The sequence below is a fragment of the Gilliamella sp. Gris1-4 genome (assembly GCF_001690335.1).
Taxonomy (GTDB): domain Bacteria; phylum Pseudomonadota; class Gammaproteobacteria; order Enterobacterales; family Orbaceae; genus Gilliamella; species Gilliamella apicola_P.
This window is the reverse complement of the sequence record NZ_LZHA01000009.1, coordinates 62,613-77,662: the sequence shown is the minus strand read 5'-3', so window position 1 is coordinate 77,662 and position 15,050 is coordinate 62,613. Positions and strand designations below refer to the sequence as shown.

21 protein-coding genes are annotated in these 15,050 nt (G+C 37.8%); 19 read left to right on the top strand and 2 right to left on the bottom strand.

Annotated features, from left to right (window positions below):
• The 19 genes from A9G31_RS01145 to A9G31_RS01060 all read left to right on the top strand — a co-directional run.
• Positions 1-1,134: PBSX family phage terminase large subunit (locus A9G31_RS01145; RefSeq protein ID WP_065560067.1), on the top strand; the 1,134-nt coding region annotated here is incomplete at its 5' end.
• Entirely contained in the window at positions 1,131-2,399 is a 1,269-nt protein-coding gene (locus A9G31_RS01140) for a phage portal protein (protein ID WP_065560063.1), read from the top strand. The genes A9G31_RS01145 and A9G31_RS01140, both read left to right, overlap by 4 nt.
• Complete coding sequence (locus A9G31_RS01135; RefSeq protein WP_065560062.1) at positions 2,356-3,195, top strand: phage head morphogenesis protein; 840 nt, start codon at positions 2,356-2,358, stop codon at positions 3,193-3,195. The genes A9G31_RS01140 and A9G31_RS01135 overlap by 44 nt, the downstream gene beginning before the upstream one ends.
• A 62-nt stretch (positions 3,196-3,257) precedes the next feature.
• Positions 3,258-4,397 (top strand): DUF2213 domain-containing protein, encoded by a 1,140-nt coding sequence (locus A9G31_RS01130; protein ID WP_065560061.1) that lies wholly within the window; start codon positions 3,258-3,260, stop codon positions 4,395-4,397.
• 1 nt (position 4,398) lies between these two features.
• Positions 4,399-4,899, top strand: coding sequence for a structural cement protein Gp24 (locus A9G31_RS01125; protein ID WP_065560060.1), 501 nt, complete (start codon positions 4,399-4,401; stop codon positions 4,897-4,899).
• Positions 4,899-5,855, top strand: a complete 957-nt coding sequence (locus A9G31_RS01120; RefSeq protein WP_065560059.1) for a major capsid family protein — start codon at positions 4,899-4,901, stop codon at positions 5,853-5,855. Before A9G31_RS01125 ends, A9G31_RS01120 begins: the two co-directional genes overlap by 1 nt.
• 17 nt (positions 5,856-5,872) lie before the next feature.
• The gene (locus A9G31_RS01115) at positions 5,873-6,250 is read left to right on the top strand and encodes a DUF4054 domain-containing protein (RefSeq protein WP_065560058.1); all 378 of its coding nucleotides are present in this window, start codon (positions 5,873-5,875) and stop codon (positions 6,248-6,250) included.
• Positions 6,247-6,714 carry a hypothetical protein gene (locus A9G31_RS01110; RefSeq protein ID WP_065560057.1) on the top strand — a complete coding sequence of 156 codons (468 nt, stop codon included), beginning with the start codon at positions 6,247-6,249 and terminating at the stop codon, positions 6,712-6,714. The genes A9G31_RS01115 and A9G31_RS01110 overlap by 4 nt, the downstream gene beginning before the upstream one ends.
• Positions 6,704-7,030, top strand: coding sequence for a hypothetical protein (locus A9G31_RS01105; RefSeq protein ID WP_065560056.1), 327 nt, complete (start codon positions 6,704-6,706; stop codon positions 7,028-7,030). The genes A9G31_RS01110 and A9G31_RS01105 overlap by 11 nt, the downstream gene beginning before the upstream one ends.
• Entirely contained in the window at positions 7,002-7,448 is a 447-nt protein-coding gene (locus A9G31_RS01100; RefSeq protein ID WP_141671329.1) for a phage neck terminator protein, read from the top strand. The genes A9G31_RS01105 and A9G31_RS01100 overlap by 29 nt, the downstream gene beginning before the upstream one ends.
• A gap of 2 nt (positions 7,449-7,450) precedes the next feature.
• Entirely contained in the window at positions 7,451-8,962 is a 1,512-nt protein-coding gene (locus A9G31_RS01095) for a DUF3383 domain-containing protein (RefSeq protein WP_065560055.1), read from the top strand.
• A gap of 9 nt (positions 8,963-8,971) precedes the next feature.
• Positions 8,972-9,403, top strand: a complete 432-nt coding sequence (locus A9G31_RS01090; protein WP_065560054.1) for a phage protein — start codon at positions 8,972-8,974, stop codon at positions 9,401-9,403.
• Entirely contained in the window at positions 9,403-9,819 is a 417-nt protein-coding gene (locus A9G31_RS01085; RefSeq protein ID WP_065560053.1) for a phage tail assembly chaperone, read from the top strand. The genes A9G31_RS01090 and A9G31_RS01085 overlap by 1 nt, the downstream gene beginning before the upstream one ends.
• A gap of 8 nt (positions 9,820-9,827) precedes the next feature.
• Positions 9,828-9,971, top strand: coding sequence for a hypothetical protein (locus A9G31_RS11705; protein WP_176700329.1), 144 nt, complete (start codon positions 9,828-9,830; stop codon positions 9,969-9,971).
• Positions 9,971-11,761 carry a phage tail protein gene (locus A9G31_RS01080; protein ID WP_065560052.1) on the top strand — a complete coding sequence of 597 codons (1,791 nt, stop codon included), beginning with the start codon at positions 9,971-9,973 and terminating at the stop codon, positions 11,759-11,761. The genes A9G31_RS11705 and A9G31_RS01080 overlap by 1 nt, the downstream gene beginning before the upstream one ends.
• On the top strand, positions 11,761-12,468 hold the full coding sequence (locus A9G31_RS01075) for a phage baseplate protein (RefSeq protein WP_065560051.1): 708 nt from the start codon (positions 11,761-11,763) through the stop codon (positions 12,466-12,468). Before A9G31_RS01080 ends, A9G31_RS01075 begins: the two co-directional genes overlap by 1 nt.
• 7 nt (positions 12,469-12,475) lie before the next feature.
• Positions 12,476-12,817, top strand: coding sequence for a phage baseplate plug family protein (locus A9G31_RS01070; RefSeq protein ID WP_065560050.1), 342 nt, complete (start codon positions 12,476-12,478; stop codon positions 12,815-12,817).
• Positions 12,786-13,610 carry a phage protein gene (locus A9G31_RS01065; RefSeq protein WP_065560049.1) on the top strand — a complete coding sequence of 275 codons (825 nt, stop codon included), beginning with the start codon at positions 12,786-12,788 and terminating at the stop codon, positions 13,608-13,610. The genes A9G31_RS01070 and A9G31_RS01065 overlap by 32 nt, the downstream gene beginning before the upstream one ends.
• A gap of 48 nt (positions 13,611-13,658) precedes the next feature.
• Positions 13,659-14,363, top strand: coding sequence for an OB-fold protein (locus tag A9G31_RS01060; RefSeq protein WP_065560048.1), 705 nt, complete (start codon positions 13,659-13,661; stop codon positions 14,361-14,363).
• 33 nt (positions 14,364-14,396) lie between these two features.
• Here the strand turns inward: A9G31_RS01060 and A9G31_RS01055 are convergent, their stop codons facing one another.
• Together A9G31_RS01055 and A9G31_RS01050 are read right to left on the bottom strand one after the other, a co-directional pair.
• On the bottom strand, positions 14,397-14,843 hold the full coding sequence (locus A9G31_RS01055) for a type II toxin-antitoxin system HicB family antitoxin (protein ID WP_065560047.1): 447 nt from the start codon (positions 14,841-14,843) through the stop codon (positions 14,397-14,399).
• 21 nt (positions 14,844-14,864) lie between these two features.
• A complete protein-coding gene (locus A9G31_RS01050) occupies positions 14,865-15,047 on the bottom strand; it encodes a type II toxin-antitoxin system HicA family toxin (RefSeq protein ID WP_065560046.1) in 183 nt (60 codons plus the stop codon).
• Positions 15,048-15,050 lie beyond the last annotated feature (3 nt).

The following is a 15,050-nucleotide window of genomic DNA, read 5'->3' as shown; positions in this document are numbered from 1 at the left end:
AGCGCTAAAACTCGTTCATTTGCATTAATGACAGCGATTAAAGGCTATCAATTTGCAGAAGCCGGTGTAAGCGGTGTAATACTGTGCGCCCGTGAGTTTATGAACTCGTTAGCTGATTCTTCTATGGAAGAAGTAAAGCAGGCTATTCGCTCGGTTGATTGGTTAGCTGATTACTACGACATCGGTCAAAACTATATCAGAACAAGAAATGGATTGGTTAGTTATGTGTTCTGCGGATTACGTCATAATCTAGACAGTATTAAATCAAAAGCGCGTATATTGCTATGCTGGGTTGATGAAGCGGAAAATGTTTCGGAAATTGCATGGCGAAAGTTAACCCCTACGGTTCGTGAGACTAACTCCGAAATATGGGTAACGTGGAACCCCGAAACAGAGGGAAGCCCAACAGATATAAGATTCAGACAAACCCCGCCAGATAATGCCATCATCGTTGAGATGAATTATAACGATAATCCATTTTTCCCTGATGTGTTAGAGCAAGAGAGATTAAACGACTTGGCCCGATTGGATTATGCGTCATATGCTTGGGTGTGGGAGGGAGCATACCTAGAGAATTCAGATAAACAAGTTTTAAGTGGTCGATATGTTGTTGAAGAATTTGATGACAACCTGCACAAACAAGCAGACCGTTTATTGTTCGGTGCTGACTTCGGCTTTGCAAATGACCCAAACACATTAATCCGCTCATTTATTTTGAACGATTGTCTGTATATCGAATATGAAGCATACGGCGTTAATATCGAACTCGACGAAATGCCAGCTTTTTATGATTCAGTGCCAGAGTCAAGAAAATGGCCGATTAAAGGTGATTGCTCAAGACCTGAAACAATCAGTCACATCAAGCGCAAGGGTTTTAATATCTCAGCAGCAAAAAAATGGCAGGGCAGTGTTGAGGACGGTATCGCATATCTGCGAGGGTTTAAAAAAATTATTATCCATCCTCGCTGTAAACATACCGCAACCGAAGCTCGGTTATATAGCTATAAAACTGATAGAATGACGGGTGAGGTACTACCGATTATTGTTGATGCAAATAATCATTGTTGGGATGCTGTTCGGTACTCATTAGACGGTTACATTAAAAACAAATTATCAATTTTGGATGTGTTATGACACAAGCAAATTATATTACTGATTCAGTAGAAAGCCTGTATACATCGCTTGGTAACAAAAACGATTCGGTGAAATATTCAAATAAGAAAATATCTGACAGGCAATTGTTAAACATGTATAGCAGTTCTTGGCTAACTGGTAAATACATCGATAAAACAGCTGAGGATATGCTCAAATTACCAAGAATTTTTAGCGGTGATTATGATGAAAACCTATTAAAACTCGTTATCGAAAAAGAAAATCGATTAAAACTAAACGAAATAAAAGAAAAATTTTTGGCGTTTAGCTCGCTACTTGGTGATGCGCTAATTGTTGCTATTACTGATGCTGATGATATGTCACAACCGTTATCAGCTATTGAGGATATTCAACGCTTTATTGTGTTGACTAAAGGTGAGTTTAATCCTGACAGCAATATTGATGATGATTTGAAATCAGCGAATTTCGGCAAACCAATTTACTACACAATTGGAAAAAATGACAAGGTTCATCATTCACGTTGTCACAGATTGAAACTTGGTAAATCAAAACTGACAGACAGAAATCAATTTGGCACATCGGACTTGCAAAACAAATACAATGCGATTCGGTTGTTTGACACAACAATTACATGCATTGGCGATATTATTCAAGATAGTAATGTTGATGTTTTATTCATTCCTGACTTGATAGCAAAAGTGGCTCAGGGTAAGGAAGATGATATTAGAAAGTTCATCAATCTAATTAATCATACTAAATCTTCAATGAATGCTATTGCGCTTGATGCGGGTAATAGTGAAGCGCAAGGTCGTTGGGAGCAAAAAACAGCAACATACGGCGGTTTGTCTGAGGTCTTAACAAAACTCATCACTGTTACCGCAGGTGCGCTAGATAGACCGATTACCGTGTTATTTGGACTATCTGCGAGCGGATTTTCGACTGGTGAAGAAGACTTAGAATCGTACCACGGTACAATCAATGCACTACAAGAAAGCAGATTGCGACCAGCGCAGGAGTTTATCGATAAGTTTATTCTAGATAAAATGATGCCAGATCACGGACTAACGTTTGAATACCCGTCGATAAAAGTAGTTAATGAAGATAAAGAAGCTGCTAGATTTGGTCAATTTGCTAGTGCTTTTTCGGCTTTAGTTACCGCTAATATTATTCCTGATAAAGTTGCTCAAACTGAGTTAATCGCGCGTAAACTCCTAATCAATACGACCGAGGAGGATTTGAAAGATGGAGATTTATTCTCTACTGAAGAATTCGCTATCGGGGCGTGATAGATTTTTACCGCCCACAACACCGAGTAAGCGTGCTGAGGTTTATTATCGCGATGCGCTAGCCGATTTTATTCGAGCGATGATAAACCGAATTACTGATGCGCTGAGTAAAAAGAACTTAGTTGATGCTGTCGCCATTAGTGATGATGATTATATTAACTCTTTAATCGAGGTGTTAGCGTCAATTGCTGGTGAGCGCATTGAGGAAAGGGCTAAATTATTGGCCACTCGATTCGCGAGTAAGGTTCACTATCAGAATAAGACACAATTTACTCGTAACTTTAAAAATGCGTTTGATGTTGACCTTTCAAGTATTGTTGAAAAAGAAATTTTGGGCGATACGTTAGCAGTAGCTATTCAGCAAAATGTCGAGCTAATAACATCAATCAAAAACGACTTTATCAATGACATTGGTTCAAATGTTTTCACAAACTACAAAAAAGGTTTTAGACACGGCGAGCTAATTAATGAAATTCGAGCCAGAGGCAATGTCTCGTACTCTCGTGCAAAACTCATTGCAAGAGACCAAACAGCTAAAATCAACGCTGATTTTGAAGAAGAGCGTAATAAAAAACTAGGCTTTGATGTCTATAAATGGAAAGGCACTGGTGACGCACGGGAGCGTGAATCGCATTTAGTTTTAAATAACATGCTATGCAAATATTCAGACCCAACCGTCTACTCAGATGACGAAGGTAAAACATGGAAAAAGCGTAAGTCAATTGGTGGGTATATCGGCAAATGTGGCGAAGATTATCAGTGCCGATGTTTAGCTATTCCTTATATTAAATTCTAATCAAAATTAACTATTTAATGCTCTTAAATGGGCAGGGTTATTTACGTCTAAAAGAGGGCTTTATGGCTTGGGAAATAACACCGCAGGGCTACTTAAAAACAACTGCAAAAATCACTAAAGGCGGGGTTTTACAGTATTACGGGCATGAAATTGGATTAACTGACAGCAGAGCAAACAAGCTTGTTGATGTTAATAGAACAATTGAAGAACTCAGTAAACCCGATACGCTTAAATCGATTGAAGGCATGCCCATCACAATCACGCACCCAGATAAGAAATCGGTTGATGCGACTGACTGGAAAAATAAAACAGTTGGTCATGTTCAAAATCCGAGAGCCGACGGTAATTACATTGTATGTGATGCATATATTCAAGATGCTTCAGCAATTGAGTTACTCAAAAACAAAGATATTCGCGAATTATCGGTTGGTTATGAGCCTGCGGATATTCAAGAAGAAAATGGAAAGTTTTATCACAAAAATATCAAGGTAAATCATGTCGCTATCGTTGCCGAAGGTCGCGCTGGCTCAGATTGTAGATTAAACGATAGTAAACCAAAAATAGGAGCAAATTTAATGCCTAAAAAAAATAAATTACTCGCATTGATCGATTCGTTTCGTAAACGTCTAAATGATGCGGAAGGGGAGTTGTCAAAAGAGGAAATCAATAAAATGATTGATGAACTCACAAAACAACTGGAAGAAGTTCAAGGTAAAGAAGATGAAGAATCAAAAGCCAAGGCTGATGAACTTCAAAAACAAATCGATGAGCTAAAAGCAAAACTTGAAGCTTTGAACGATGAAGAACCAACAGCAGGCGAAGACGATAAGGACGCCCGAATTACTGCTTTAACGGCAGAGCTTGAACAAGTTAAGAAAGAGCGTGACGAATACAAAGCGCGTGTTGAAGAACTTGAAGCGGAAAAAGACAAAGACAGCGTAATGAATGATGCTAAAGCACGATTCCCAAAAGTTAAGTTAAATGACGCTAAAAGTGGTCGTGATGTTCGCATCGGTGTGTTAGTCGATCATGGGATTTACACAAAGGACCAAGCATCAAAATTAACAGACGCAGAAATCAGAGCAGCTTATGCTGGTCTAGTAGCTACAAGCACTAAGAAAAACAAGGTTGTTTCAAGTTTGCTTAATGACAGCAAAGAAGCACCAGCAAAATCAGCAAGCAAACGATTAGGAGGCAAATAATATGGGTTACAATTTTACAAGTTGGGATTCAGATCTTGGGACAATGCAAGCAGGATCTATTTACCGCGTATCTAGCTCAGATAGCAAAGTCTGGGGTGAAGAAAATTTAACAGGTAAAGATTTGTTGTGTGGCACATTCGTGGCAGTAAATGCTGATGGTGGTATTAAAGCAATCGAATCAGCAAATGATTTAATTCACGGGATTATCGTGCGTGATATCTACGGCGACAAGCACCCAAATAACCGTCACATCAACATCGGACACTTCTCTCATGGCGATTCAGTTGTTGCGCTAGCAGTAAATGATATCGAGTTGAAGCGTGGTGAGCGTGTTTATATCGTACCAACTGGTGATGATGCAGGAAAAATTACAAACGTTGCCGAAGGTAATATTGACCTTGGTTACTGGGTCGAACGTGTCAGCAATGGCAATCACTGTGCGGCAATTACATTAGGTTATGCGCAATCGGTTAAGGTTGCAACAAGAGGAGCTAAAGCATAATGGCGTATGAAAATGTAGATTATAGTGACGTTATCACAGAACAACTGTTAGAGCGTGATAAACAGTTACAAGAAAAAGAACTACCAGAGATTAATATCGGTCAAGCTGTGCCGGTAACCGAAGGATTAGATTTTGCAACAGAAGAGTGGGAATACGGTGTAACAGAAGTTCGTGGGTCTGTAAAAAATGGCGTGATTGGCATTAAAACAACATCGCTTGAAACAATCGATAGCACCATTGAAGCGAAAAAATCACCAGTTGTACAATGGGCTAAAGGTCTTGTTTACACTCAACAAGAAATTGAGAAAGCGCAGAAACTAGGTATTAATTTACCTGCCAAGAAACAGAATGATTTGTATGCGAATGCGGTGGCCACCATTCAGTACGCGGGTTATGTTGGGCATGAACAAAAACCTGGTCAAGAAGGGCTGTTAACTGGGAAGCAGGTTGAAGTTTATAACGACACATCAGGTAAGACGTTGGAAGAAATGTCATCTGAGGAGTTCGTTAAAATGATTCTTGGTGCATATGATGAAGTTTGGTCAAGATCAAACTACACCATTCAACCAACGCATATAGCAATGGATGCCGCAGACTTTATGACTGCGATGCAGAAGTTCGACCCTAATCCTCAAATCGTCGGTACAGATTTACTTCCGATTGCGGCAATGGATAGAGTAATGGCGGCGTTACGTAAAGCATCACAAAATGAGAGCTTTAACATCAACTTCGTTAAAGTACCAGCGCAATATGCTAAGCAGATTAATAAAAATAAATCTCGATTAGCTATTTATTCTCATGATGAAGATTATCTTGAAATGAAAGTACACATGCCAGAAATCTTAGAAGTAATGAGAAAAGATTTACTCTCATATCAAAGCGGCTATCGTTCAGCATTCACAGGTGTAATGTGGAAAGAGCCTAAATCTGCGCAGTATGTAGACTATAAATCCTAATAAATAAGGGGGTATTTATGAACTTTCGTGATGAATACCCCGAATTTTCAAAAGTCGATGATAGTACAATCAAGCATTTTTTAGAAAGCAGTGCGCTTGTAGTGAATGAAAAAGTATGGGGTAAGCTATACGACCTTGGCTTGTTTGCTTACACGGCACACAGATTAGCTATCAAAGGCTTTTTAAATCGGGATTTAGACGATAACGTTATTTTTAACAATGGCGAAAACTTTAAATCGGTATCGAGCAAGTCCGCAGGCGGTTTATCAATCGGCTACACATCACAAAATACATCATCAGGCAATCCTAGCGACTACGATTTAACCTCTACTTCTTACGGTCAAGAATATCTACGCTTACGCCGTTTAATAACTCCGATTGGGGTTATCGGATGAGTGAATTAGAAATCGTAAAACGACTAAAAGAAGTTATAAAGCGAGCTGAGCAATTAAATTGTATTCAATTAGTTGTCGGCATTCCGAGTGATGAAAATTCACGAAAAGAATCGACTGGCATAACTAATGCCGAACTTGGTGTTATTCATGAATTCGGATCACCTAAAAAAGGTATTCCAGAACGTTCTTTTATGAGGTCAACAGCGTCAGAAGAAGCTGAAAACGTGGGAAGACTTGGTAAATCTCATGTTGCTGAGTTTTTAAAAGGTAAAAAATCTGCGCATGATGCTTTAGCTGAAGTCGGTGCTTATTTGCAAGGTAAAATTGTCGAAAAAATAACTGATGGCGATTTTGTAGCGAATAAAGAAGAAACAGCAAAGCGTAAGAAATCAAGCAAACCGCTGATTGATACTGGACAACTTCGGGCGTCAATAACTTACGAGGTAAGAGAAAATGAATCGTGAATTAATATCGCATTTTTTAAGCGATCCGTTTTTTGCTACTAAAGTTAATTTTGAGTCACTAGGTGACATTACCTGCATAATTCAACCAGCCAGTAATGATGATTTGCAAATATTACCCGAGGGTGATAGGTACAATCCAACGGTTAGAATATTTTCTCGTGAAAAAATCACTAATGGCGTGCTATTTCATCATCACGGTATGAGATTTAAAGTTATTTCGGAATCAATATGGAGTGATTATGGCTATTACGACTGTCTCGCGACTCGATATGACGGCTCTCAGGCGCATGATAGCGGAGGTTTTGACGTTACCTGATGAGTTAGTTTTTGATGCTAACAATATGCAAGACGTTTCAAAACTCGATAAATTTATCACAGTATTAAATGCATATCAGTCAGATGTAGGTACTGAAGTTAAATTCAATGGTACAGATGAAGAAGAGATAGCGTCAACGCTACGAGAGGTTACTATCTCAATCAATGCATACGGTAAGAATGCGTACGATATGCTGTGTAAACTCACTGAATCAATGCGATTAACAGCAGTTTGGCAAAGGTTAAGGCGTTTAGGTATGGGATATCTCAAATGCTCGCAAATTCGAAGTCTACCGACAACCATCGCAGGCGGTAAAGAACAGCGTGCACAGGTCGATCTTACATTTTCAATTAATCCGATCGTCAAGGCTCAAGTAAACCGTGGCGATACAGTTAAATTCAACATAAAAAGAGGGTAATAATGAGTTTACCAATCAGTCAAGTTGTAGATGTAACACTACAACAATCACCGCGGGGCGCACAAAAGCGTGATTTAAGCGTAGTTGCTATTTTCACTGATGAAATGTGCGACGAATTTACAAATCCAGACACTCGCTACGTCGTTGTTTCAGATGTTAACAGTGTAGCGTCTTTATTTGGCACTAATTCAGATGCGTACCGTGCTGCTTCTGCGTTATTTTCAGCACGACCAAAACCGAAAACCGCGTTAATTGCTAGATATATGAAAAACGAAGTTAAATTGTCTGCAATTAACGCAAAAATTAATGGTTCAGCATTGTCAATTAGCTATATTCAATTTAAAAATATTACAGACGGTTATTTATCATTTTATTTTGGTAATAAAAAAATCGATGTTAAAAATCTGAATTTCTCTAATGTTTCTAGTGTACGAGATGTAGCTAATATTATTAATGCGAAATTAAAGGATTTAGGCGTCAAATTTATTTATGATGCTGTAGGTAGCCGATTCATCTTATCAGCAAATACCGATGGTAAAGGTGCTAATTTTGGTTATGTATTTGACGCTCAGTTAGATGGTTCATATGTCGGTAATATGACTAATCTAATCGACGGCAGAGGCACATTGATTAATGGTGAAAATGCGATCACTTACAATAAAGAAACACCAGCGGAAGCACTGAGCAAGTTACAAAATCAATACCAAAATTGGTATGGCGTTTATTTTGCTAATACGATTACCGATGCTGAGTTAGTTGAGGCTCATGACTGGGTTGTCGCTCAGGGCGTCGAAAATGCAAAAGTCATGGCGTACACAGAAACACGACCAGCCAACATTGAATATACTGATACAAACGTGCTTAAAACGCTATCAAAACGTAATAGCGGTCGTTTAATGGTTCAGTATAACAATAAGGGTAACACTCATGCCGCGGCCGAATTAATGGGAATTGCACTAACAACAGTTTGGACGGGTGTAAATACGGCTAAAACTGTTAAATTCAAGCAAGAAGTTAGTGTCACATCAGACGATAAAATCACAATCAACGAAGCAACAAAATGCCGACGTTTGGGTATTAACTTTTATACTGATTACGCGGGTGTAAACATGTTGGCTGAAGGGGTAATGCTTGGTGGAACGTTTATTGATGAAACGACAGGCTTAGATGCTTTCATTAATGCAGTGCAGGTTCAAGCTTTCAATACATTACAAGGTCAACCTACAAAAATCCCTCAAACTGATCGCGGTCAGCAAATTTTAATCAGTTCAATCAAGGTGGTTGGTGAACAATTTATCAATAACGGATTCTTAGGGCTAGGCAAATGGACACTTGGCGACCTAGGCGAGTTATCTTACGGCGACCAAATCAATGGCTATTATTTCTATTCTGATTCGTTCGATATGCAAGATACAGCGGATAGAGAAGCTCGCAAGATGATGCCAATCAACTGTGCGCTTAAACTTGCTGGCGCAGGTCACAGTGTCGATATCATTGTTCAATTCAATCGATAAGGATTTTATATGTCTAAATCATTTTCTTTAGAAGATGCCGTTTTAACTATCGACGGCATAGAAATTACTGGCTACGAAAATGCGCAAGATGCTATCAGTATTGCACCGATCGGCGATGACGGCGATATTACTTACGGCATTAATGGTAAAGGCGTTTTTGTTCATTCGTGCAATCGTGGCGCAACTGTTACTATTAAAACGTTACAGCATTCTGAAACTAATCAGAAACTAAACCAGTTACGCAATGCTCAAATTAATAACCCGACTACAGCAACGGGCAAATTAATCACTTATAAGGATTTGCGCAACGGTGATGAGTTTTTACTTACGGGTTGCTGGTTTACAACGCCACCAACGCACGCACGCGGAACGTCACACAACGGCGTAACGTGGACATTTAAAGCAACTAAAGCAGAATTTGATATTAAAGGCGGTTTATAATGCAAAGCACAGATTTTACTATTGATGATGTAGTTTATACATTCACACAAGCAGATTTTTTCAAATCAAACAAATATCTAAAAAAATTAACGGCTCTACTTCAGGGCTGTTTTTCATTTGATGGAAATAAATCAGGTTTTGACATTGGTCAACTAGCATCAAATATCGGCTCTGAACAATTTGCTGAAATAGAAAAATTCATACTTGATTATGTCACTGCGGTAGATGAAAACGGTAAAAAAGTACTGTTTCAAAAACCACAAGAAGCGGGGGAATTCTTTAACACGCACAGAAGTCATTACTATCAAGTAATTATCGAGGGTTTGAAATTTCATTTTTTGGGTTTTTTACCAAATGGGATTGCATCCAAGCTAAGTACAGCCAGCTTGGAGACGGTGGCGGAGACAGTGATGTAGATTGGTTTGTGTGGGGCGTTATCGTAAATAGATACGCAACGCTCCACGAGCTTCGTACTATCTACTCTCTTGATGATGTTATCGATATGCATAACGTAATAGCTGAAACTAAATTAGCAGAAAAGCAACAACAGCAAAGTGAGGCGCAATAATGTTTTTAGAAGAATTTTTGATAAAAATTGGTGTTGACGCTTCCAAAGCCGGCGAGATAACGAAAGTTGTTAATAATCTACAAGCTGGCGTAAATCAGCTTGCAGATACAGCTAATAGCATACAAGAAGATGCAAACAAAGCAATTCGAGAGACAAAAAAATCAACGGCGGAAGCGGGTAAAGCGGCAAATAAAACAAAGTCGAAATTATTTTCATTAAAGCTGGTTTTAGTTGCTTTAGCGGCTACTGCTGTATTGTACGGGAAAAAATTAATCGGCGCTTTTAATAACGCAATCGATAAAGCAAAAGAGCTGGCTACAAAAAAAAGCGCACTGTTCAAAATCTCACAAAAGGAGCTTAAACAAGCCGAGCTTTATAAGCGAGAAATGAGCAAGACTGGGCTAGCACTCGATAGCATAAAAACTAAGATTGCACTAAATCTTGCGCCTGCTTTGACTAATTTAATTGCTGGGTTTAGAAACTGGTTAACAGTTAATAAGGAATTGATTGCTGACGGCATTACTAAAGTCATTAAAGCGGTCGGCATGATAATTCAGGTTGTTGTTAATTTTATTAAATTCACTGACAAAATCATATCAGGAACAATTGGTTGGAAAAACGCACTAATTGCGCTAGGTATCGCTTGGGCAGTGCTCAATCGGGCTTTTTTATTTAGCCCTCTCGGTATAATTCTTGGGCTACTGACTGCTTTAATGTTGCTGATTGATGACCTCATGGTCTACATGAACGGTGGTAAAAGCCTATTTGGCGAGTATTGGCAACCATTTATAGACGGAGCAAAAGCCGCTTGGGAATTTGCAAAAACATTTTGGGAATTTCTCAAAGCACTGTGGACTGGCGATACTAAAAAAATAAAATCGTTATCTAAGAGTTTGTTTGATTCAATAGTAAGTGGTTTTAAATCGCTAATAGCTGGTATCAAGTCGTTACTGTCAAAAGCATTCAAGAACATACTAATGTTTTTCGGTATGTCTGAAAGCGAGGCGAGTAAAACTGTAGATAGAATCGGTAAGATTTTTAACTTTATTATTGATGCGCTAACACTGCCGTACCGCATATCCTATAAAACAATCTGCCAAATAATGGATTGGCTGGGCGTTGATGCTGGCGATGTAGTTAATGCTATTGGAGAAACGTTTAAAGCTATTTTTGAGTTTTGGACTGCTCCGTTCAAAGCAGCTTTGAAATTTATCAATGATTTGTTTGACATCTGGGAAGATGACACTACCACGACGATCGATAAAATTGGCAAAACACTTTTGGCTATTTTCGATTTTGTTATATCCCCGTTTGAAGCCGCTTGGAATTTAGTAAAAGGTTTATTTAAAGCGTGGGTAGGCGATGTTGGAGATACAACCAAAAAATTTGCTGAAACGTTTTTAAAAGTGCATGAGTCAATTACTGCGCCCTTTAAAAAAGCAATGGATTGGATAAAAGATAAATTTTATGGATTTATTGATTCAGTTAAAAGTAAAGTCAAAGGAGCTTTATCGTGGATCGGGTTAGGTGGTGACGATGATGGCGAGGTAGAAGTTACAGCTAAGCGATTAACTAATACAAACATTTACACAAAACTAAGCACAGATGGAGCTAAAGCAGGAAGTCTTATGCCGGCAAACAAAAACGTCAATAATAACAATGCTGTAACTATCAACAATACGATGAACGTTACAACACCACAAGAGGGTTTTGATAATGTTTATAACATTGTCGATAACACAGCAAGACGTATAAACGATAATACACAAACAGCACTAGGATCTAACTAATGTTTCAATCTATATTAAATAAATCATCAAAAGATAGCGGTTTGATAATTACCGAGAACACGGTATTTAGTCTTGATATTAATACTATTGAACAGCATGCGTCAAAGTTAAGAGTAACGGAAAACCCGATCGAAAACGGGGCTAATATTGCTGACCATGCGGTATTAGACCCTAAAGAAGTGACAGTGTACGGGTTAGTGGTCGGATACGAAACTAATGCATTTTCATTTGATAATTTATTAGGTTTTAATTTTTCAGATTATCCACTACCAATGCCGATTAAAACCATAACGGCACAGGCTGAAAATATGATAAATCGCTTTGCATCACACTTTAGAACTGGTGCGAAAGCTGTTAATCAAGTTGTAGCTGATTTTTTACCCGATTATCAGTCTCCGCTGTTGAATAGTTTATCATCTGACCGTATTGCTGATGCTCATGAAAAATTGTTAGCTGTACAGCGAAGCGGTGAGCCTGTAACGCTACAAACAAATACACGGCAGTATAAAAACATGATACTTACATCCGTTGGGCTTACTCAAAAACAAAATACCAGTGGTGAATTTGTATTAACGTTTCGTGAAATTTTCATAGTTGAAACGCAAATTGCTAGTGGACTGAGTGTACCAAAACCGAAAACAAGGAACCTTGGTAAAACTCAACCGCAAAAAGCTGAAAAACAAGAGTCGGTTCTTAGCAAGCTGTGAGGTTTAAATGTACATTATACAAACAACAACAGATGACGTGTTAGAGCAATCATTTTCATTATACGATATGAACTTGCGATTAACATTAAGATATAATGCAATATCAACAGGGTATCAATTTGATTTATTTGATATTGATAAAGATGAATATATCACGAAAAACAAAGGGCTGTCTGTCGGTAGCCCGTCATTAATTGAGTTTAATTTGCCGTTTGTCATGGTGTTAGATGATAAATCTGGTTTGGGTATTAACGCTATATCTAAAGATGATCTTAATAATCGTATGCAATTATTAATAATGACAAAGGAAGAATATCGTGAGGCAATTCGGGCGAGTTCTAGAACTTAAAATTGGTAACCGTAAAGAAAGTATTGTTATCAATAATTTACGTGTCGCTTTTTCGATTAAAAAAACGTTAACTTCTGAACCGAACACTGGAGAAATATCGGTTTATAATCTTAATGATTCAAACCGCAACCTTATTACTAGCAAACAATATCATTTTTTAGAGTTATCAGTCTGCTATAAAGAAGATGTTTTACGGTTGATATTTTGTGGTGATATTTTGACGGTAGAAAACAAGATAACAGGTCAGGACATCATCACAACAATGCGTTGCGGTGATGGACACAGAGCTTATACCGAGAAAACAATCATTAAAACAATGCAAAAAGGGCAAAAAGATAGCGACTTTTTAAACGAAGCAGTAAGTAGCTTTGGTGTTCAAAAAGGCGCTATTAATTTGCCAAATGATAGGGCTTTGCCTCGCGGTAAAGTGCTCATGTGCGACACACGCGAAGCAATGCATAAAATCGCTATTAACAATAACGCTGATTGGTCTATACAAGATGATCAGCTAGTTGTTATCCCCAAAAATAAAGCCCTTGCTAATAACGAGGGTTGGGTCATTTCTAGAAACACAGGAATGATAGGAAGCCCTAAAAAAAGCAACGACGGGCTAGAAATTACAACGCTATGCAATCCTCATTATAGAATCGGTTCGCTTGTTCGTGTTGAATCAAAACTCACCGAGTATAACGGCGATTATAAAGTAAAATCGATTGAGCATAACGGCGACTTATATGGCACTAACTGGCACAGCAAACTAGTTTGCACAGGCGGAAAGTTTGAAAAAGTATGATTAATTTGTTATTTTGTTTTTCCTTTATCTGATGAAAGGAAATAATACATGAAAAAGATAATTGCTATTTCTCTGTTAACGTTGATCGGTTTTAATGCATCGGCAAATGATAATGCAAAAAGGCTTATTGAGCTATTAATTAAAGACGATATCTCCGTGTTTAGAAGTGGTGGTAAATCTAATATTAGTGACAAAATTCCTGTAGTCACTGCATCACAATTAATTAGTGAATACAGTAACAATCAGTATAAATATGAAAAAGCATATGATAAGCAACTAGTGAACATTAAAACAGTTGCTTCGGGCGTAAAAACTGATTTATCAGGCGATCCTTATATTGTAGCTAATGGTAAAAATCAATTTGAATATGTGTCTCTTGAACTAAAAAACAAAGACGATGCGATGAATATCAATAAAGGTAATAAAATTGATATGATCTGCGTTGGCACAAAAAATAATGTTATGTTTCCAACATTAAAAAATTGTGTAACTACTGATAGTTATTTTAATCAGTTTGTTAAAACAACGATAGAAGATATTAATAAATTAGAAGTAAACGACAAACCTTCAAATAAGTTCGAAGCTATTTATTTAGGTTTGTGGAAGTTTGATACTCAAAAGCCTAACGTACTGGACAAATACAAAACAGTTAATGAACTACTAAAAAATAAAGCGGATTTTGATGAGATAACAAAGTTTATAAAAGAAGGCTTTACAAAAGAAAACCAAGAAATATCAATGCCAAAACCATAAAAAGCCCGAAAGGGCTTTATTCAACCCTTGATCTTAACGCACTCTATTTTGTGCCGCCAATTCATTAATAGCAGCTTCTGCCAAAAAATTACTCCGATCCTTATAAAAGGAATTCGGTGCTTTAACTGCGTTATCTATTCTATCGATAAGAATATCGGGCAATGTGATATTAATTCTTTTTTGTTTACCAACAAATGATGACAAATCAACATCAATAATTACCCACGTATCGCAATGAGCATACTCATCGTTATTTTTATACGAAACATGATCGTTGTGAATATCTTTGACATCATAATCGCCTGATTCAATCATATCTTGAACAGTTAACAAAATAGCTTCTGTTGCCATTGCTGGGATATCGCTTTCTTTGTCGGCAGCAGAATAACAACTATATTTTTCATTACATAAAGCAGGCACGACAATGCCGTAAGCCGTATCGCTATCTTTCGGTGTTTCAATGCCAAGAGTAAAAAACATAATCCCTCCAAAGGTGGCGGGCTATAAAAGCCCCGCCGATTTTTTGATTGATCTTACTGTGCCAATCGGTAAATCCGATTTTGGGTGAGGAACTGGAAACGTTTTATTAGTTATTGGTGAGTAAAACATATGATGACTACCTCTAACTCGTTTCAGAATACACCCTGCATTGGTAAGTTCCTTTATCAGGTCAGTTGATTTCATGTT